This is a genomic window from Pseudodesulfovibrio sediminis (assembly GCF_020886695.1).
Lineage (GTDB): Bacteria > Desulfobacterota > Desulfovibrionia > Desulfovibrionales > Desulfovibrionaceae > Pseudodesulfovibrio > Pseudodesulfovibrio sediminis.
The window spans coordinates 2,380,237-2,400,538 of the sequence record NZ_AP024485.1 but is presented as its reverse complement, the minus strand read 5'-3'; the positions used below and the strand labels follow the sequence as shown (position 1 = coordinate 2,400,538).

The 20,302-nt window shown below is 53.5% G+C and carries 20 protein-coding genes; 2 read left to right on the top strand and 18 right to left on the bottom strand.

Annotated elements, in window-relative coordinates; genetic code table 11:
* Nucleotides 1-149: 149 nt before the first annotated feature.
* The 8 genes from SRBAKS_RS11535 to SRBAKS_RS11500 all read right to left on the bottom strand — a co-directional run bounded on the left by SRBAKS_RS11535 (nt 150) and on the right by SRBAKS_RS11500 (nt 5,751).
* The gene (locus SRBAKS_RS11535; RefSeq protein ID WP_229591044.1) at nt 150-896 is read right to left on the bottom strand and encodes a hypothetical protein; all 747 of its coding nucleotides are present in this window, start codon (nt 894-896) and stop codon (nt 150-152) included.
* Nucleotides 897-900: 4 nt separating this feature from the next.
* Nucleotides 901-1,398, bottom strand: coding sequence for a hypothetical protein (locus SRBAKS_RS11530; protein WP_229591043.1), 498 nt, complete (start codon nt 1,396-1,398; stop codon nt 901-903).
* Between the two features lies 1 nt (nt 1,399).
* Nucleotides 1,400-1,915: a hypothetical protein gene (locus tag SRBAKS_RS11525; RefSeq protein WP_229591042.1), complete on the bottom strand. Its 516-nt coding sequence runs from the start codon at nt 1,913-1,915 to the stop codon at nt 1,400-1,402.
* Nucleotides 1,916-2,164: 249 nt separating this feature from the next.
* A complete protein-coding gene (gene purE / locus SRBAKS_RS11520; RefSeq protein ID WP_229591041.1) occupies nt 2,165-2,647 on the bottom strand; it encodes a 5-(carboxyamino)imidazole ribonucleotide mutase in 483 nt (160 codons plus the stop codon).
* Nucleotides 2,648-2,809: 162 nt separating this feature from the next.
* On the bottom strand, nt 2,810-4,087 hold the full coding sequence (purD, locus tag SRBAKS_RS11515) for a phosphoribosylamine--glycine ligase (protein WP_229591040.1): 1,278 nt from the start codon (nt 4,085-4,087) through the stop codon (nt 2,810-2,812).
* Nucleotides 4,088-4,154: 67 nt separating this feature from the next.
* Entirely contained in the window at nt 4,155-4,367 is a 213-nt protein-coding gene (locus SRBAKS_RS11510) for a hypothetical protein (RefSeq protein ID WP_229591039.1), read from the bottom strand.
* 295 nt (nt 4,368-4,662) lie between these two features.
* Nucleotides 4,663-5,160 carry a rubrerythrin family protein gene (locus SRBAKS_RS11505; RefSeq protein WP_229591038.1) on the bottom strand — a complete coding sequence of 166 codons (498 nt, stop codon included), beginning with the start codon at nt 5,158-5,160 and terminating at the stop codon, nt 4,663-4,665.
* 426 nt (nt 5,161-5,586) lie between these two features.
* Nucleotides 5,587-5,751, bottom strand: a complete 165-nt coding sequence (locus SRBAKS_RS11500) for a hypothetical protein (protein ID WP_229591037.1) — start codon at nt 5,749-5,751, stop codon at nt 5,587-5,589.
* 175 nt (nt 5,752-5,926) lie between these two features.
* On the opposite strand from SRBAKS_RS11500, the gene SRBAKS_RS11495 reads away from it, so the two are divergent.
* A complete protein-coding gene (locus tag SRBAKS_RS11495) occupies nt 5,927-6,808 on the top strand; it encodes a LysR family transcriptional regulator (RefSeq protein WP_229591036.1) in 882 nt (293 codons plus the stop codon).
* 9 nt (nt 6,809-6,817) lie between these two features.
* Here the strand turns inward: SRBAKS_RS11495 and SRBAKS_RS11490 are convergent, their stop codons facing one another.
* Nucleotides 6,818-7,699 carry a LysR family transcriptional regulator gene (locus SRBAKS_RS11490; protein ID WP_229591035.1) on the bottom strand — a complete coding sequence of 294 codons (882 nt, stop codon included), beginning with the start codon at nt 7,697-7,699 and terminating at the stop codon, nt 6,818-6,820.
* A 143-nt stretch (nt 7,700-7,842) separates the two neighbouring features.
* Between SRBAKS_RS11490 and SRBAKS_RS11485 the strand changes: the two genes are divergently transcribed.
* Nucleotides 7,843-8,007: a hypothetical protein gene (locus tag SRBAKS_RS11485; RefSeq protein ID WP_229591034.1), complete on the top strand. Its 165-nt coding sequence runs from the start codon at nt 7,843-7,845 to the stop codon at nt 8,005-8,007.
* Nucleotides 8,008-8,013: 6 nt separating this feature from the next.
* Here the strand turns inward: SRBAKS_RS11485 and SRBAKS_RS11480 are convergent, their stop codons facing one another.
* The 9 genes from SRBAKS_RS11480 to dnaN form a co-directional block, all read right to left on the bottom strand.
* Nucleotides 8,014-9,282 (bottom strand): GGDEF domain-containing response regulator, encoded by a 1,269-nt coding sequence (locus SRBAKS_RS11480; protein WP_229591033.1) that lies wholly within the window; start codon nt 9,280-9,282, stop codon nt 8,014-8,016.
* Nucleotides 9,283-9,290: 8 nt separating this feature from the next.
* Entirely contained in the window at nt 9,291-10,055 is a 765-nt protein-coding gene (locus SRBAKS_RS11475; RefSeq protein ID WP_229591032.1) for an enoyl-ACP reductase FabI, read from the bottom strand.
* 49 nt (nt 10,056-10,104) lie between these two features.
* Entirely contained in the window at nt 10,105-11,265 is a 1,161-nt protein-coding gene (locus tag SRBAKS_RS11470) for a glycosyltransferase family protein (protein ID WP_229591031.1), read from the bottom strand.
* Nucleotides 11,265-11,858, bottom strand: coding sequence for a histidine phosphatase family protein (locus SRBAKS_RS11465; RefSeq protein ID WP_229591030.1), 594 nt, complete (start codon nt 11,856-11,858; stop codon nt 11,265-11,267). Before SRBAKS_RS11465 ends, SRBAKS_RS11470 begins: the two co-directional genes overlap by 1 nt.
* Nucleotides 11,855-12,970, bottom strand: a complete 1,116-nt coding sequence (locus tag SRBAKS_RS11460; RefSeq protein ID WP_229591029.1) for a glycosyltransferase family 4 protein — start codon at nt 12,968-12,970, stop codon at nt 11,855-11,857. Before SRBAKS_RS11460 ends, SRBAKS_RS11465 begins: the two co-directional genes overlap by 4 nt.
* A gap of 75 nt (nt 12,971-13,045) precedes the next feature.
* Entirely contained in the window at nt 13,046-13,870 is an 825-nt protein-coding gene (locus SRBAKS_RS11455; protein WP_229591028.1) for a tetratricopeptide repeat protein, read from the bottom strand.
* Between the two features lie 285 nt (nt 13,871-14,155).
* A complete protein-coding gene (gene gyrA, locus SRBAKS_RS11450; RefSeq protein WP_229591027.1) occupies nt 14,156-16,600 on the bottom strand; it encodes a DNA gyrase subunit A in 2,445 nt (814 codons plus the stop codon).
* 15 nt (nt 16,601-16,615) lie between these two features.
* Entirely contained in the window at nt 16,616-19,015 is a 2,400-nt protein-coding gene (gene gyrB, locus SRBAKS_RS11445; protein ID WP_229591026.1) for a DNA topoisomerase (ATP-hydrolyzing) subunit B, read from the bottom strand.
* Nucleotides 19,016-20,185 carry a DNA polymerase III subunit beta gene (gene dnaN / locus SRBAKS_RS11440; protein WP_229591025.1) on the bottom strand — a complete coding sequence of 390 codons (1,170 nt, stop codon included), beginning with the start codon at nt 20,183-20,185 and terminating at the stop codon, nt 19,016-19,018. It lies immediately after the preceding gene.
* Nucleotides 20,186-20,302 lie beyond the last annotated feature (117 nt).

Sequence of the window (20,302 nt, the reverse complement as noted above, 5' to 3'; positions counted from 1 at the left end):
ATATGGCAAGGATGATGCCTGAGCTTCCCATTCCCACCCTGTGAATAGGAAAACGGACAATCACCGCATCTGCTACAGACAATTTTCAGGAAAACCAGGCATGGCTGACAACGACAAAAGAGATTTCCTGTATTATTTCAAGGCGTAAGCTACCAGATGGCGTCAGCCAACGTGCCTTTGACATCATAGGGAAAAACTTCCCGCCCAATGGTCATTTCGCCGTTGAGGTCAAAGGTGGTGCGGAAGAGATCAGAGGGATCAATGACCCCTTTGCCCACGGACTTGTAGGTAATGGGAAGGCGGATGGAAAAGTCGCGGATGTCCATTTTTTCATTCGTAATGGAGGCGGTGAAAGCGAGGTCCTCCACCGGTTTTTCACCAGGAAGAATGAGCAGCGGCGTGCGAACATCCACCCAACCGTCTTTCGGAAGAATGGCGCCCTGGGGCATGAACAGGCTGCCTGCCGCGTGCAGTATGCCCTTGAAGTCACTGTATCCGAGCAGGTAGGTCAGGTTGAGATCGCCCTCAAACTCAAAGACGCCGTTGGAAAACAATTCCAGCATACATTGGGGGCCGCCGGTATCGAGGCGCACCTTGGCCAACGGCGAAATGCCGATGGACACGAACGCCTGCTTGAAGTGCAGATACCCCGGTGTCTGCGCCACGGTGATCTTGAAATCATGCACACGGAACCCGAGCGGGCCGTCGTGGTCGATTTCTCCCCAGGTCAGGCCGACCGTGGGCAGCCCTTCGTCCACCTTGGTCAACGCCGAAGCCCAGATCTTGTGCCACGGCGTAAACAGGGCAAGGCCGAGTACAAAGCCCACGCTGATAAGCAGGAGGCGGGCCAGGATGCGCCCCGGAAGCGTTGAGTGTACAGGGTTGGTGTATGCCATGGCTTTACCGCACCAGAACCAGATGCACGTCTGCCAGACGCGGATCGTCAGGGTTGCGGGTCAATGCGAATTCAGGCGTCTGCAGGCTCGCCCGATCACGAATGGCCTTCAGAAAATCCGTCACCATGACCAATGTCAGGCCGGTCATGGTCATCTCTTCTCCCAACATTGTCTCGGAAATGCGGGTCTCATGGAACGATATCGTGTGTTCCGTCAGCGCATGGTCATCCAGAATACGACGGGTGGCCTCTTCGACCGAAAGGTGGGCCAGATCGCCCTGACGGGCATGAAGCATATTGATTTCCTGAACAATCGGCACCACGCGACTGTACTGCGCCTTTTCTGCCTTGATCTGTTGATCCAGTGTGCCTGTGAACAGATACACACCGACAAAAACAGCAAAAAACGCGGTCGCCGTACCACTCAGGACCAGCTTGAAAAACCGCTGCTGCGTAGTCGGAGGCCAGGAGCTCCAAGGATATGCAAGTCGTTTTCCGGCCATGTTATCTCGGCTCCACAATCAGACTGAAAACAACACCGTCCGGCCCTTCCTCGCTCCGATTCAGTCTGAAAAGATACTGATCGTCGTCGGAAAGTGAGCTGAAATAGGCATCAAACGCCTCCTGCCCTGCCCCCATGACACCGCGAGCCATCCCTGACATGCCGGTCAGGCTGAGTCCGTCCAGCTTGAGGCTTTGGGCCTCGGGACGGCTCAAGGCCGCCAGCACGCTCAATGGATCGAGTCCGACCCGACGAGCGGCCATCAATTTGCCCTGCTCGAACTGCAACCGACCAAACGGTGAACCGCCGATATCCGGTCCCAGCACGGATTTATACAGCTTTTCGGTTTCGTTCCGTATCTGTATCAACTGAGAATAATTAAAATAATAACGTAACCCCTGACCAGTCATGGCCAAAGAACACAGCACAAGAATCCAGATCAGATTCCGCACGAATCGCCGGGATTCCTTGCCGGATCGAAAGACCGGAACAGCCGTATTACTCTTGGATTTCGTCATGATGTCCTATCTTCAACTCAATACGCGAAAGCCCTATCTGCGGCAAGTCTCGCAACAATGCCTGCCGCAGCAAACAACACAGCCCTGACACCGCCCAAGACCGGGAAGACCGGGAAGCGCAGGAATCCCACTGCCGACTTGCGTCATAAACGTACTGAAAATACGGGAATAAATATGACTGGGGGAAGAAAAAGGCACCTTTTCCAGGCACTATTCTCTCCCTTCCCCCAGATGCCGCAGACCCCGCCTTTACAGGCTGGCCGCGGCTTTTTCTACTGATTCCTTGAAGCCGTCTCTGGCCTGTTGGATTTTTTCGGCCAGAGTGGCGTCGTGGAGTGCGAGAATCTGTGCTGCGAACCAGGCAGCGTTTTTGGCGCCGACCTTATCGAGTGCCAGCGTGCCGACCGGGAAGCCCGGAGGCATCTGGACAGTGGCGAGCATGGCGTCCATGCCGCCCAGCGAGGAAGCAGTCAGCGGCACACCCAGTACGGGTTTTGTCGTCTTGGCCGCCACGGCCCCGGCCAGATGTGCGGCCAGTCCGGCGGCACAAATGAACACCTGACAACCGTCCGCTTCATATTCCTTGACGAGTCGGGCTGTCCGTTCCGGTGTACGGTGCGCACTGGACACGGTAAAAACATGGTCAATTCCCAGATCATTCAACAGATCCGAACAGGGCCGCATCTTCTCTTCATCAGAGAGAGACCCCATGAAAATCACAACTTTCGGCATAGCATTCCCTCATATGTTACCAACGTGACGCGCCTTCTCAGCGCACACACCATCGCCGCCACCTCAACACAGATTTCCCTCCAACCCGTCAGGCGACGCGACAACAGGCTTTGAAAGGACCAGGAAACCCTTGGTGCAGGGTCCCCTGGTTAACGAAGGTAATTATTTTATTCTTTTCAGACCTTTGTCCGCAATATCCTTGCGGTAGAAGCTCTTGTCGAAATGAACCTTGTCCACGGCCTCGTAGGCCTTTTTCTGTGCCGCGGCCAGATCATCGCCCAGTGCGGTGACACAGAGCACGCGGCCACCGGAAGTGACAATCTTGTCGCCGTCCACTTTGGTTCCGGCCTGAAAGACCTTGACCCCTTCCATGGCATCGGCTGCGTCGAGTCCGGTGACTTCCATGCCCTTGGAATAGGAGCCGGGGTATCCTTCAGCCGCAATGACCACACCACAGGCGGTCTGCGGAGTGGAGACCACATCAATTTCGTCGAGCTTGCCATCAATGCAGGCAAACATGATTTCGAGCAGATCGGTTTCCAACCGCATTAGCAACGGCTGGCATTCGGGGTCGCCGAAACGGACGTTGTATTCAAGCACGCTCGGCCCGTTATCGGTGTACATCAGGCCTGCATACAGCACGCCCTTGAACGGCTCATCCTTGGCAGCCAGGTGGCGCAGGATGGGCTTGATACACAACTCGGCGGTCTCGGCATACTTTTCCTTGGGCAGGATCGGGGCCGGAGAATAGGCGCCCATGCCGCCGGTGTTGGGGCCGGTATCGCCCTCATAGGCGGCCTTGTGGTCCTGACTGGAAGGAAGCATGGCAAAGTTGGTGCCGTCGCAAAATGCGAGGAAGGAGGCTTCCTCACCCTTGAGCGCCTCTTCGATGACCACGCGGTCACCCGCAGAGCCAAAAGCCTTTTTGACCATCATCTCTTCCACGGCCTCAATGGCTTCTTCTTCGGAGGTGGCCACGACAACGCCCTTGCCCGCAGCCAGACCATCGGCCTTGACCACTATGGGAGCGCCCTTTTCCTTGATAAAAGCCACGGCTTCATCAAATTCGTCAAACACGCGGAACGGTGCGGTGGGTACACCAGCGTCCGCCATGACGTTCTTGGAAAAGGCCTTGGACCCTTCCAGATTGGCCGCAAACGCATTGGGGCCGAAACAGGGAATGCCTTCCTGGCGCAGGGCGTTCTCCAGACCAAGCACCAACGGCAACTCCGGGCCGACCACAACCAGATCGACTTCGCGCTCTTTGGCCAATTTGACCAGAGCCGGAATATCATCGTCCTTGACCGCTATATTTTCGCCCACCTGGGCTGTGCCGCCGTTACCCGGCGCACACATGATTTGCGTTACTTTCGGGTTCTGAGAAAGCTTCCAGCACAATGCGTGCTCACGACCACCAGAACCAACAACCAGAATTTTCATGAGGTTCCCCCTCTAATATGTTTTCGGGATGTACACGGTGTAAGGAAATTCACCGAAATTTTCAAGTTTATTGGCTGTATGAAAATGCCTCCGGCAGCTGGGGAGAAGGGAGAGAAAACCCTTTTGAAAAAGGACTTTCTCTCCCTTCTCCCCATCCCTCTCTTTCCCAAAACTTTTTGTTGCCGCTTCGCGGGGTGTGAGAATTTTTATACCAATAATTCGATATATTAGGCGATTTGAGTGCGGGAATATTGCCTTCATGCAGAATGTATTCAGACATAATTTCGCCTTTCGTCACTCCACGGATCATGTTCGTATACAGCTGGCAAGTTGTATTCACTACCAAAGCGAAACGCTTCCCATTCGACACCCTTATATTCTTTGCCTTATCAGAAAACGGCATTTTTTTTTCTTCACAGCGTGGCGACGTGCTCTCCCCTCTCGCCGAGGACGGGAGGCTTTCGAGTAGTGGTGCCGATGCGTAGGCGGAAGGGGTGCCGCTCTCGGAAGCCGTGTAGACCACAAAAAAAGGCCCTGACTGCATGCAGCCAGGGCCTTTTTTTGGTGGTCTCGCCTTAATCTACTTTGGTGTACGCCTTGGCAGCGGCACCGCAAATAGGACATTTGTCAGTGGGTTCACCGTCCTGGGTGTGACCGCAAACGGAACAAATGTAAAAATCGGCATCGGCAAAGGTGTCGTTATCTGCTTCGAGAGCAGCAGTATACAGTTCGGCGTGAATCTTTTCAGCCTCATTAGCAAAGCCAAAGTAGCGCAGAATGGCATTTTCCCCTTCAGCTTTGGCATCTTCCATCATTTCCGGATACATGGATTTGAACTCATAGGTTTCGCCTTCAATGGCTTCCTTGAGGTTCTCTTCGGTGGAACCGACACCTTTCAGCAGACGAAGATGGGCGTGAGCGTGGATGGTCTCGGCAGCGGCGGCAGCGCGGAACAACTTGGCAACACCGGGCTTGCCCTCTTTGTCAGCTTTCTCGGCAAAGGCAAGGTATTTACGATTGGCCTGGGACTCACCAGCAAACGCGGCTTTCAGATTCTCAGTGGTCTTACTCATTTCTCAACACTCCTTAAATTATGTTTGGTTCGGTCCAACCGGACCCGATTCGTGACATCAAATGCGAGCTAAGTAGTAATAGTTCTCACATAAGAAATCAAGCAAAATTTTCACTCTTTGAACACGTACTGCATCGCTCCGAGTATTGGCAACAGGGAACCTGCCGCTTACTCTTTGAGTATTGATATATTAATTACATTATTTCAACGTGTTACAATTAATACCCATATACTGTCTATTTATTCAATTTACGACAGGTGTTCTTTGGCACCCCTCGCTTACCGCCAGTTCACAGAATTTGAGTAACGTCATCTCTTGTCACAATGACAATAAAAGAGCCGCTCTTGTCTGGATGGAAAGGATGCAAAATCCAGACAAGAACGGCTCAAACCCGCTTGGTAATGAGGGCTACAAAGGCCCCGAAATTTATGCGCCTCTGGTAAAGAGGGTCAGCGCAAAGCTGGCCATGGCCGCAGTGCTCATCACACGAACGGGACGGCGGGCAGTCTTGCGGGCGCGTGCAGAAGCGGAGGTCTGCGCACCGTTGCGCATGTTCATCATCATCAGACGGGTATCGTTATCCATGCTCATAATTATTCTCCTTTCTTTGCCACCAACCGGGCGTTATTCCATATCTGCACATCTACGGAAGGGTGTGGAATCAATCCAATTGTTTTGTGTGATGCACTTGTTCAGTATTTCTGATGGCAATTTTGCTCTTAATCGGCTATGGTGATCATGTTCATCAAAGGAGCTGATAACAGGCATGGAACTCTATCAATTAAAGACCTTTATCGTGGTGGCCGAGGAACAGCACCTGACCCGCGCATCCTTGCGGCTGCACACCAGCCAGCCTTCCGTAAGCGCCCACATCAAGGCATTGGAAGAGGAGCTGGACACCAAACTTTTCATTCGAACCCCCAAGGGCATGCGATTGACTGAGGCTGGTGAGCGGCTGCATATCAAGGCGAACCAGGTGTTGCAGGCCGCCAGAGAGTTCAAGCTTGAAGCCCGCAACATGGGCGATGAGCTTGTGGGCGACATTTCGCTGGGGCTGAACACCGACGCCGATTATCTGCGGGTGGTACAACTGCTCAATTCGCTGAGCGAAGAGCACCCCAAGGTCACGCTGCAGCTTCAGCAGCGGGCTTCCACGTCGGTGCAGGATGCTATCCGTGACGGGTATCTGGATTGCGGATTCATCTTCGGGGAGCCACGGAACTCTGATGTGCAATCGGTCCCTCTGGAAACCACGCAATTTTTCGTAGCCATACCCGATATCTGGAAAGACAGAATAGAGGGAGGCCTTGAGGCGCTGGCAGATCTGCCGTGGATCATGGACCCTTCCGACAATCCCGTACAGAAGCTAGTGAATATTTTTTTCCAGTCACACAACTTCAAACTGACCAATCAGCTTGAGGTGGATGGAGACGAGGTCATCCGCGTTCTGGTTGCTGCCGGTAAAGGCGTGTCCTTTCTCCGTGAGAACGAAGTCCAGGCCGCCAACCGCATCGGCAACCCTGTGCACGCCATCGCCTTTGACGATCTGTCCATCGGATTGAGTTTCGTCTATCTGAAACGGCGCGACCAGGACCCTGTCATGCAGGCTGTTATCGAGCACGTTAAAAAAGTCTGGGGTGTTGACTAAAACAGAGGGCTACACATCCCAGGTACGCCGAACGATCTCGATGAGCGCGGCAACGGAGGGATAGCCGCCTTCCCCGGTGCGATAGATGAAATTCAGCTCCATGGGGTGGCGTCCCAGAGGAGAACATTCCGCGCCCTGCCCTGACTCGAGCATGCGCGCCACCTCATCCTCACGCACCAGGCCGAGCGCCTTGCCTTCGACAAGCAGCGGCCTGATAACCTCTTCGGAATCCGCACCAATGGTCTGCACCGGCACGATGCCGTGCTGATTAAACAGCTCCAGTTGCAAATCCCTGAAAGCGCAGTCACTGGTGGGCATGATCCAGGTGTGAGCCGAAAGCGCACCGGCTTCGCCGCGCTCCAACTCTTCCTTGTATCTGCTAGCGCCCACCACGGAGTACTGCGGTTCGGCGAGCTTCACGGTCTCCAGATCATTGTAGGGGTTGCCGGAAAAAATGAACGCACCATCCAGATTTCTGGCCCGTAATTCCTTCAGAATGACTCTTGAGGGCAGCTGCACCAACTTCAGGTTGAGCTTGGGAAACCGCTCTCCCATTGCTGAAAGCAGTGTGGTGATCTTGAGATAATCCGGGTCCGTACACAGGCCGAGTCTAATTTCCCCGGAAACCTCGCCACCGAGGGTCACGGCTCTGGCCTTGAGCGCAGTGGCTGCGGACAGCACTTCGATGGCGTCCTGCACCAAATCTTCACCGGCATGCGTCAACTCCACGCCACGCGGAATGCGATTGAACAGACGCACGCCCAGTTCTTCCTCCAGGGCCTTGATATGCGCACTCACAGCCGGCTGTGTGGCATGCACACGCTTGCCAGCACGGGTGAAATTCCCTTCTTCGGCCACAGCCACGAATGTTCTGAGCTGGTAAAGTTCCATTGGTGCTTATACCTCCGGCGCCGCCAAGGAGCAATCACGTTTCCTTATGGCTCGCCTCACGCATTGTTATTGGACTGGGTCAGGCTTGTTGCATAGTGGTTTCATTGAAGATGTATTCATGAACGATCTGTTTGGAGGAGACCATGATGAAGAGCCTGATCTACCTGTTCACCCCTGAAGATTCCTTTACCGGCATTCCCGAATCCCTACTGATTCAGAACGCTCCTCCGGCCCTGCGCGTTACCAAAACCGCTCTCTGGCTTGCCATAGGCGTGCTGATGAGCATCGGCATGAGCCAGCTCAACTAGCTGACGCTACCCCTTGACCACTTTGTTGCGGCCGGTTTCCTTTGCCCTGTACAATGCCTGATCAGCCCGTTTCAGGAGTACTTCCTCCTGCTCGCCCAGTTCATACACAACCATGCCAAAACTGGATGTCACCTGCCGGGGAACCCCGGTAAACTGGAACCCGGCAATCCGCTCCCGCAGTCGCTCGGCAACCCGTGCCATCAGTTTCGGACCTGCTCCCGGCGAAAGCACCATGAACTCTTCACCGCCCCAGCGGGCCAGCATGTCCTGCACCCGAATATTATTGCGCACCACCTGTGCTATCTCCTTCAGCACGGAATCGCCCACATCATGTCCATAGGTGTCATTGACTGATTTGAAGTGGTCGATATCAAACATGATGAGGCCGAAAGTCCTGCCCACGGCAACAGTTTGCGAGAGCTGCACCAGAAAACTCCTGCGATTGAGTGTCCCGGTCAACGGATCAGTGGACGCCTCGCCTTCGAGATACACCTTTTCATCTTCCAAACCGGAGACATCATGGAATGTGAACAATCGCATGTCCGAGCCGGGAAACTGGTTGAACGTCACCGTGAACACAGTTGGCCGTCCCTCGGGATTACGCGGGTTCTCCATGTGCAGCACATGGTCCCGGTCCACAGGGTCATTCACGATCAGATCCACCCACTCACCGGGCTGTCCATTATAGTCTATACCATTGATTTTAAGAATGAAATCTTCAATGCCAGAGTCCAGTTCACCCAGCTTGTCGTATGCCTGATATCCGAAGAAAGAAGTCAAAGGCCGGTTCATGTAGGTCACGTCGACGCCATCTATCAACACGGCGGGGGCCGGGAAAAAATCGAGCAGATTGTGCAGGGAATAATCCACCTGGGCCATACGTCTGGCCAGGACTATATCACGCGCGCACTGCATGACGGCCTCACGCAGCTTGGTTTCGTCCAGAGGCAACCGGATGAACGCTTCCACTCCTGATTCCACAGCCCGAACCAGATCCTGCGGATTGAACTCCCCGAAAACAACGATGATCTTGATACCCTGCACGGCTTCCCGCGCCTTTTCCATGAACGCTATGCCATCCATATCCCTGAAAACGATATCAGTGACCAGAATGTCCGGCTGGCGTTCATGGAGCGCATCCAGTCCGTCATCCCCACCCGAAGCGCCGAGCACTTCGGCCTTGTCATCCGCCAGTACTTCCATCAGGCGCTTGCGGTCTGTTGGAGTTTGTTGGACTACGAGAATGGTCAGCCTCTTTCTGGAACGTCTGCTCATAGGCCCCCCTAGACACCCATGATGTTATACCCGGAGTCCACGAAGATGACATCGCCGGTGGTGCCGGAGGAGAGATCGGAAGCGAGATACAGAGCACATTTGCCCACATCGTCGATGGTGATATTCCTGTGCAGCGGCGCTTTTTCCTCTATGCGGCCGAGGATGGTGCTGAACCCGGAGATACCTGACGCGGCCATGGTCTTGACCGGTCCGGCGGAGATGGCGTTGATCCGCACACCGATATCGCCCAGATCCACGGACAGGTAGCGCACACAGGCCTCAAGAGCGGCCTTGGCCACACCCATGGCGTTGTAGTTGGCCACGACTTTTCCTGCGCCGTAATAGCTCATGGTCAGCACGGACGCCCCTGGTTTGAGCATGGTTTCATACGCCTTGCACAGGGACACCAACGAATAGGACGAGACTTCGAGAGCCACTTTGTAGCCTTCGCGGCTGGTATCGATGAACCGGCCTTTCAGATCCTCTCGGTTGGCATAGGCAATGGAATGAACCAGTATGTCCACGTCTCCCCACTGCTCTTCCACGATGCTGCGTCCCTTTTCGATCTCTTCGTCATTGGTCACATCACATTTGAACATGAACTCGCCTTCCAACTCTTCACAGATAGGCTCAAGACGACGTTTGATGGGGTCTGCAGCGTAACTAAATGCGAGGCGTGCGCCCTGTTCCTTGAATTGCTTGGCGATGCCATAGGCGATGGAGCGGTCATTGACCACACCGAATATGAGGGCTTTTTTGCCTTTGAGAAGCATGAATATCTCCTTGTTTTGCCCACACCATAGCTTGGTGGGCGATGAAAAACTACATATCCTCGAAAACCCGCTCAAGGATGGCTGCGGAATTGGGACCCCCGTTCAGGTCCAGTCCCAGCGGTGCGGCATCCCTATCCAGCCCGTCCGCCATGAGCGAAGCCAGCCGTTCGACGTGCAGATCATCCGAGGTGATCACTTTGAGTCCGCCCTTTTCCTCAATGCGCCGGGCGCGCATGTTCTGCTCCCGGTTCTGGAGGAAAGGGTACATGAGGCCAAAGGTGTTGGTGGCCAGTAAATTCATGGTCGTGTTGTATCCGCCCAATGAAACCGAGAGTTTCGCCAGTTTAAGATACGCGAGGAACCGCTTGGTAAATCGCTTTACCGTGATATGATCATGGGCTTCTGCCTGTTTCTGGAGGGCTTCAAGCTCTGCTTCCGGAGCATAGGGACCGGTGAACAGCACGAGCCGGTGCGGATGGGTCCTGTGCAGCACAGGGGACGCATCCATGACGCCCTGCCGCAGGTCCTGACCGATATGACCACCGCCCACGGATGTGACGATGAGCGGCGTGTCACCGAGTTGCAGCTCATCCGACAAGGTCCGGGTCTCTACCGGATCGGATTTGCGGGCCACATATCCGGTATAATGCACTTCCGGCACAATGCCTTCAACGCCGGGAAAGGTCTCGTCCAGCTTGACCAGCTTGGGATCCGAATGAACCAAGACATGATCGAAATTGGGATTCAGATAGCCGTGCACGCGTTCCACCTGGCGTTTCATGTCGTCCTTTTCCACCAGGATATCCCGCACGCTGCATACGGATTTGCATTTGCCGTATTCGCCCTTGCGAATCTTTTTCAGGATCGGGAGCAATTCGAAACGAAATTTTTTGCGACCGAACGGGAACAGCTCGACCATGAAAATATCAGGCTGCTGTTCAGCCATGATCTGTTTGAACTGACGCAGCCGACGGACCAGGACTTCATCCACTTCCGCTCCTTCTTCAAGGGGAATGAAGCGGGTGAATTTCGCATCCATCATCAGGCCGGGCAGTTGAATCTGCTGCATGTTGGCAGGCGGATCAAAATCCACTTCCGCACCACCGGTGACCAGAATGACCTCATGGTCCTTCAACCCTTTGACGATCTCCAGAGAGCGAAACATATGGCCGACGCCGAGCACATGCTGGCAATAGAAAACGATACGCATCACAGCTCCATGTTCAGCTCACCCACGGCAAGCTCGTTATCCATGCACAGGAAACGGTGCAACCGGTATTCCACGAGCGGATTCCTGTCCTGCGGCAGGTAGTCCAGACCGGTCAGGGCATACGCCAGAGCGCGCAAAACGCCGTTGTGCGTGACAACCAGCACTGATTCCTCATCATGGTCCTCCGGGAACTCCAAAAGCGCGTCACACGCCCGCATGAGCAGCTCGTTCCGGCTCTCCCCGCCGGGAGGCCTGAAGTCGAATCCTTTACTTTCCTGTTTCCGCACGAGCTTGTGCAACTTCTTGAGTTCAGTCTTGGTCAGTCCGGTCCACTCGCCCCACTCCTGTTCACTCAGTCGGGCATCCTCATACACGGGCAGGCCCAACACTTCATTGAGTATGGCGCCGGTTTCCCTTGCCCGGTCCAGCGTACTGGTCAGGATGCATTGCAGCCCCCCGCCAGCCAATGTACCGGCCCATTTCCGGGCCATATCCCGTCCCTCGTCACACAACGAGATATCGGTCGCACCCTGAATTCTGCTCTCGCGGTTCCATTCGGTCAGCCCGTGGCGCATACAAAAATATGTGGTCATGAAGGTTGTCCCTTGTTCACGATGGATTCCATTATGCCGGTCATTACCCGGTAACTCTCTATGCTGCTGTGGTTGTCGAGAACATACTGCATGGCCTGACTCCCCAACGTCCGTCGAAGTGACGCGTCCGTGATCAGACGATCCACTCCTCTTGTAAATTCATGCTCTGTCGCGCGTGTCAGCAGCCCGCCCTGCTCATGCCTGACAACCATGGGCGCGCCCTCGTCATCCGTTGCCACCACAGGCAATCCGCACATCTGCGCTTCCAGATACAGCATGCCGATGGATTCTTTCAGTCCGGGAAAAGCGAACAGATCACCGGCGCTGAAAAAGCCGCCCAATTCGTTCCGTGGCACCAGCCCGACAAACCGTACCCGATCCCCAAGCAGGGCTTTTCCTTCCGCTTCCAGCTGCCCCCGCAAAGGACCGTCACCGGCCACGATCAAAGTGATGTCCCGCCCTTTTTCAATTAATTCGGCACAGGTATGAAACATCCATTGCACTCCGACTGCCTTGACACCGGCACGCATGATCGCCACTGTTTCCACTACCAGCGAGTCACCGACGCCCCATGCCTCTCGAAACGCATTCCCGGCCTGTTCATCGCGCTTGAGCAATCCTTCCGGCACTCCGGGAGGAATGAAGGTGTACCGCTCTTCCGGCAGAAGCTTGGCGCATCCGCGCATATCATTGCGCCGATTGCAAAAAATATGGTCGGCCTGAAGCATGGCCCGCTTGTTCAGCCGGAACCCCGGCCAGGTGGCGATCTTCCGGCCCCGATTCTCGGCATAGCTCGCCTGCAGAATGAAATAAGGCAGCTTCAAACGGTGGGTGAGCGCGAGGCCGAAAATATCCGGGACCTTGTAATAGGAACCATAGGTCAGCCAGCAATCCGTCTGACCGGCCACTCGGGCCATCTTCACCATGGCGTGCTGTGCCTCCAACCATTTCGCCTTGTTGCGATAGATTTCCTTGGCCGGAAAGTACGGCAGCGGGACCACCTCATGACCGAGATCTCGCACACTGGAGACAAGATCACGCGCTATGGTCACATCCCCGGATATGGACGGATGATCCACTGGTTTAAACGGCGTGCACAGACCAATTTTCACTGATTACTCTCTGGTTGCAGGCGCATGGTGTGCTCAGGGTACACCAAAGCGAAATAATGGTGAACCGGGCCATATCTACTGTTTCGGGGGCAGCAGCGGCAGTGGTTCAGGCGATATCTCAGGGAGACTGGCCAACCGGGATTCCACGACTTTTCGATTCGGATATGTGTCCAGAATGGACTCAAGCAGTTCGCGTGTTTTGCGATAATCCCGATCATACTCATAGATGTCAGCCATGAGAAAGATGGAAAGCGCGCGCGTTTCTTCGGAAATATCAGGAATGGCGAGCAATGCTTCCAAGGTTTTCCTGGCCTGATGCCAACTCCCTATGAAACTGTAACTCTGCGCCAGTTCATAGAGGCAATGACTTTTGGAATTCAGATCCTGTGCCGATTCAGCACAGTTTTCCAGGGTTTCGGCCACCAGATCATAGCTCCCGATGGACCGATACAGACGAGCCATGTGCAACTGTGTCTGATAGGTGTGCTCAGGAGATTCCGCCGCCAACATCAGGCATTTCTCATAGGAATCTATTGCCTTGGATCTATTCCCCAACTCGGCATACACCCCACCGAGTTGAAACATGGTTTTCCAGGCAAATTCCTGATCTTCACCTAATTCGAGATACATGGCCTCAAGGAGTACGACCGCGCGGTCCAGATCACCTTTGATGGTGATGGATATTTCACCCAGACGTTCCCAGGCTTCCTTGCGAAACTCCCCTTGGGGTTCAGCCTGCAGATAGCGCTCGTAATCCTTTTCCGCTTCAAGGAAAAAGCCCTTGGAATACGCATCGCGTGCATGCTCGATATCATAGGCTCCCGGCGACGATTCAATGGAACAAGCCGCCAGCATTGCCACAAATGCGATCAGGATGAATATGCTGATTTTTTTATTCATTATGCCTACCGGCAGTTACCTTCAGCAGGACCGGATGACCTTTTACAAGACTCCCGGACTCTCCAAAAAATTGTAGGGCCGTTTCGAAAAATTCAATCGGCCAGTATCTCACTTACTATGCAAAAAAGAACTCGTGATAGTCTTAGCCATCACGAACTCTCTAATCACCTGATTCTGCGCTTCAATGCTGCTGCCACATTGATGAAAAAGAGAGTCCGGGGGAAGGAAAAACTCTGTTCAACAGCGTGTTCTTCCCTACCCCCGGCTGCCAGCGGCAATCTCTATTTATTCTGTTTCATTGAGGGTTTCGTCATCGTCCATGACGAGATCAAACCCTGCTACTTTGTTGTCGGCGTCCATGCGGACCAGTCGGACACCCTGCGTGGCGCGGCCTCTGGTCTGGCTGACTTCGGACACGGACATGCGGATGACTTTGTTCTGTGTGGTCAGCAGGATGACATCGTCATTCTCGTTGACCATGCGTGCGCTGATAACCTTACCGGTCTTATTGGTCAAACGCATGTTCAGAATACCCTTACCACCGCGTGTCTGGACACGATACTGGTCAATGGTGGTCCGTTTGCCGAATCCGCCTTCGGATACGGTCAGCAACTGATCGCGTTCTTCATCTCCGGTGACCACACAGGCAACCACTTCGTCATTGGGTCTGAGGGCCATGCCCTTGACGCCTGCTGTGGTCCGTCCCATGGGTCGGGCATCGTTGATATTGAAACGAATGGCTGATCCTTCACGGCTGGCGAGGATGCAATCCACATTCGGATCGATCTCGCGCACATCCATGAGTTCATCGTTGTCCTTCAGGTTCACGGCGCGAATACCGGTGGTCCGGCAGTTGCCATAGAGTCCGATGGAAGAACGCTTGATCATGCCCTTCTTGGTCACGAACAGGAAGAACCGGTCGTCCTGGAACTCGCGCAGTGACAGCGCGGTGGCGATATGTTCGTCCTTTTCCAGGGGCAACAGGTTGTTGACATGTCCGCCCTTGGCATACCGGCTGCCTTCCGGCACCTGATGCACCTTGATCTTGAACATCTTGCCCAGATTGGTGAACAGCACCAGATGCTGATGGTTGGTGGTCAGCATGAAGGTATGGATGAAGTCGCCGTCGCCTGTCTGCACACCGGCTATGCCCTTTCCGCCACGACGCTGGGCCGTGTAGTTGGAAAGCGGAGTGCGCTTGATATACCCGCGCCTGGACAGCGTAATGACTGTTTCCTCATCAGGAATGAGGTCTTCGATATCAATGGAATCCAGGTCTACGCTGAGCAGCTCGGATTTACGCGGGGTGGCGTAATTTTCCTTGATCTCCCTGAGTTCATCACGAATGACGCCCCTGAGGACTTCGTCATTTTCAAGGATGGACTTGAAGTATTCGATCTTCTTCATGAGCTCGGCCAATTCTTCGAGCAGCTTGTCGTGCTCCAAACCGGTGAGCTTCTGCAAACGCATATCAAGAATGGCCTTGGCCTGAATCTCGCTGAGTTCGAAACGGTCCATGAGGGCTGTACGCGCTGCATCGGGAGATGCGGATGCGCGGATGAGCTTGACCACTTCGTCGATGTTGTCGAGCGCGATGCGCAAGCCTTCCAGAATATGGACACGGCGTTCACACTTATCGAGATCGAACTTGGTGCGACGGATAATCACCTCGCGGCGATGATCCAGGAAGTGCCGCAGCACATCTTTGAGATTCAACAGCATGGGACGTTTGCCCACGACTGCCATCATGTTGATGCCGAAACTCGTTTCAAGCTGCGTGAATTTGTACAGGGAGTTGATGATGATGTCGGCAATGGCGCCTCGTTTCAGATCAATGGCGATACGGATACCGTTTCGATCGGATTCGTCACGCAGGTCGGAGATGCCTTCGATCTTCTTTTCGTGAACCAGTGCCGCAATCTTTTCAACCAGCGAGGACTTGTTCAGTGCAAAGGGAATTTCCTTGATGACGATGCACTCTTTCCTGCCCTTTTTGGCTTCTTCGACCTCGACCACACCGCGAATCTTGATGGACCCGCGACCGGTCGTGTAGGCATCGATAAGCCCCTGACCGCCAAAGACCGTGCCCCCTGTGGGGAAATCCGGTCCCTTGATCCACTGCATGAGTGATTCGACCGTGCAGTCCTTGTTATCCAGCAGGTAAATGGAACCGTCGATCAGCTCACCCAGGTTGTGCGGCGGAATATTGGTGGCCATACCGACCGCGATACCCGTTGTTCCGTTGAGGAGCAGGTTGGGCACCTTTGTGGGCAGCACCGAGGGTTCCTGCATGGTGTTGTCATAGTTGGGCCGGAAATCAACGGTGTTCTTTTCGATGTCACCAAGGAATTCGGAGCACAACCTGGCCATGCGGACTTCGGTATACCTCATGGCCGCCGCGGCATCGCCGTCGATGGAACCGAAGTTACCCTGACCATCCACCAACATGTCGCGCATGGAGAAATCCTGCGCCATTCGGACCAATGCGTCATACACGGCAGAATCACCATGCGGGTGATATTTACCGATGACGTCACCGACCACACGGGCGGATTTCTTGTAGGCACGGTTGTGGTAGTTGCCCAGGTCATGCATGGCGAACAGGATGCGCCTGTGGACCGGTTTCAGCCCGTCGCGCACATCCGGGATCGCACGCCCGATAATGACTGAGAGGGAGTACTCAAGATAACTTTTCTTGAGTTCACTTTCGATAGTGATTGTGTCGCTCATTGAGTTGCCTCTAATTTAGATATCCAGTTCTTGCACGGCAAGTGCATTCTTTTCGATGAATTCGCGCCGGGGTTCCACGTTGTCGCCCATGAGGTCGGTAAAGATGTCATTGGCCGCGGCCGCATCTTCGATATTGACCTGAAGCATGGTCCGCTTAGTGGGATCCATAGTGGTTTCCCAGAGCTGATCCGGATTCATCTCACCCAGACCTTTATAGCGCTGAATCTGCCAGCCGCGTTGGGCTTCTTCCATGACACCGTCATACAATGTGAAAAGGCCGGAAACAGGCTTCTCGGCTTCTTTGAGCTGCAGGGCGAAGTCGAACCCGCCACAGGCTTCCATAAGCTCTCTGTAGGTCGTATATCCCTGTTTGTAGAGCTTGGAGTAAAAGAACTCCATGGCCAGACGCATGCGGTGACCGTTTTCGTTTTCAAAGATGACGTAGGTGCGGTCCTTGTCCAACTCGTGATCATGCTCAACATCAATGGTGACCTTGTATCCCATGTCTCCAAAAATCTTTTTGAATTCCTCGGGATCATTGTCTTCAAAGTGCGTGAAGGAAATGCGCTCTGAGTAATCGAGCAATGCCTGATACAGTCCAGGTTCGATTCCGACGGTCTCGGCTTCATTGAACTTGGACCGAATGAAACGGACTTTATCCATGAGTTCAATGAGATTTCCTTCGGCAAAGGTTTCGCCGGACTGTGATTTGATGATCACATCGGTACCGACTTTTTCCATGAGGAAATTATCAAGCTCAATATCATCCTTGATAAACTTCTCGAATTTTCCTTTGTGTGCGCGGTACAAAGGCGGCTGCGCGATGTAGAGGTTGCCGCGGTTGATCAGCTCTTCGTACTGCCTGAAGAAGAATGTCAGCAGCAATGTCCGAATGTGCGAACCGTCAACATCAGCATCAGTCATGATGACGACTTTGTGATAGCGGAGCTTGTCAAAGTCCTTTTCATCCTCCTCAAGGCCGATACCGATACCCAGCGCCGTGATCATGGCGCGGATTTCCTTGTTGCCGAGCATCTTGTGCATGCGCGTTTTCTCGACATTGAGAATCTTGCCTCGCAAGGGAAGGATGGCCTGGTGTTTTGGATCGCGTCCCTGTTTGGCCGAACCACCTGCAGAGTCACCCTCAACAATGAATATTTCGGAATCCTCAGGGTTCTTGGACTGGCAATCGGCCAGCTTGCCCGGCAGTGAGTTGTCTGAAAGCGCGCCCTTGCGTCGAACCAGATCACGCGCCTTGCGGGCGGCCTCACGAGCACGGGATGCATCAACAACCTTCTCGATGATGAAGCGGGCTTCCTTGGGGTTCTCTTCGAAAAACATGTTCAGCTTTTCGTAAATGACGCCTGAGACAAGACCGGTTGCCTCGGAGTTACCCAGCTTGGTCTTGGTCTGTCCCTCGAACTGCGGATCAGGCAGCTTGACGGAAATGACTGATGTCAGACCTTCGCGAACATCATCACCGGTGAGACGCTTGACCAGCTTCTTGGGCAGGTCGGCGTTCTGGATGTAGTTGTTGATGGCACGGGTCAGCGCGGTCTTGTAACCGGCCAGGTGCGTACCACCCTCAATAGTGCGGATATTGTTGGCGAATGTGTATGTGTTTTCCTTGTAGGAAGAGGTGTATTGCAACGCGAACTCGACAACCATATTCTCGGATTCACCTTCGCCGTACACGATCTCACCAATGGCGCTCTGATTGACATTCAAATCCTTGACATACTGGACAATACCACCGTCAAACTTGAATATTTCGGATTCGCTGTCATGGGCACGCTCATCCTTGAATTCGATTTCCAGACCGGAGTTGAGGTAGGCCAACTCTCTGAAACGTTTACGCAGAACATCATAATCGAACTGGTTGACCTCGAAGATTTCCTCGTCAGGACGGAAACGCTGGGTGGTTCCTACGGAATCGGCCGGACCGACTTCCTCAAGGGATTGGACAACAGCGCCGCGTTCAAATTTCATGCGGTATGTAGTGCCATCGCGTTTGACCGTGGTCTCCATGAACTCGGACAAGGCGTTGACGCAGGATACGCCGACACCATGCAGACCACCGGAAACCTTGTATGAATCGTTGTCAAACTTACCACCGGCATGCAGCGTGGTCATGGCCAGCTGAACTGCGGGGACTCCTTCCTTGGGGTGGATATCGACCGGAATACCACGACCATTATCCGTGACCGTGCATGAGTTATCCATGTGCAGCGTGACCTTGATCTTGTCACAATAGCCGGCCATGGCTTCATCAATGGAGTTGTCGATAACCTCATAAACCAGATGATGCAGGCCGCGTATGTCGGTAGAACCGATATACATGGCCGGACGTTTCCGGACGGCCTCAAGCCCTTCGAGTACAGTAATTGACTCGGCGTTGTAATTTTGTTCGCTCATTTATGCGTTTTCCTCGGTATAGTAAGTCTCTTCCTGGATCATCATAGGCATAACAATGACATTGTAATCCTTGTCATCCACTCCTGTCAGACCGCAGGGTGCTTCCGTTCCGGTCAACGTGAATTTCACGATATCGGAGTTGAAGTGATTCAGGATCTCGATCAGATTCCTGGTGGGAAAGGCAATCCTTTCCATATCGCCGTTAAATGTGGCGTCAATGGATTCACGGGCAGTACCGGTCTCCTGGCCCTGAGCTGAAACAGTCACCTCTGAACCATTGAACGAGAAATAGGCGCACCTGTTGGAATCAGTGTTGAACAGGGCCACACGAGACAGGGCGTCCACCAGATCATGACGGTTTACTTCCAATGTGGAAACATCGTCATCACCCAGCTTCGCCAAAAAGTTGTGATAGTTCGGATACTGGTAATAGGACAGCGGCAAGGTGAATGTCTCGCGCTTGTCACCGGTCCGGAAAAAGAGACGCTTGTCTGAGATGGCCAACTCTATCTCATCGGCTGTCAGCCACTTCTTCAACTCTGTCAGGTACTTCTTCTGAATGAGCACACCCTCTTCAGGAAGCATGGCAAAGATATCATCGTTCACGAAATTGAACATGGCGAACTGGTGACCATTCAAGCCGCAGACTTCAACAGTGTTCACGCCCATCTTCTCTCGCGGTACCAGATAGATGCACGCGATGGCTTCCATGGAGTCTTCATCGGAAATGCAGAACGCGATCTTGTCGATGATCTCATGGAGGAAATCGCCTGACCAGAAAACAGTACCGTCTTCGGGAAAGTTGGAGAACTTCTGAAACCATTCAGGATCATTCACAGGAAATTTGTATTTTCTCGCCTTCTGCTCCACCAGAACGTTCTGATCGGCTTCATCGGTATGTATGATCAATTCCCCCTGATCGCTTCTCAGCTGCTTCACCAGGTCATAAAAAGCACGTCCCTGGACACCGGCAAGACCTTCGCCTTCCAGTGTGGCCGGATATGATCCCATGAACTCCAGATTGGAATCCGTACTCATGATATTGAGGTTTCCATTTTCGCACTGGAGCCAGATGGTACGAAGGAATGCGGCACCCGTTTTCGCCGGGATGATATTCGCAGACTTCTGGAGCCCTTCAATGATTTCATCTCTGTTCACTTTCAGAAACATAAAAAATATCTCCTTTATTGAGATTTATTAGATCAGTTCCTTTGTTCCTTAACTAATTAAGGGTAAGGAATTATTATTATTTTTTTGAACACTCAATGTTGTGAATACAGAACTTCG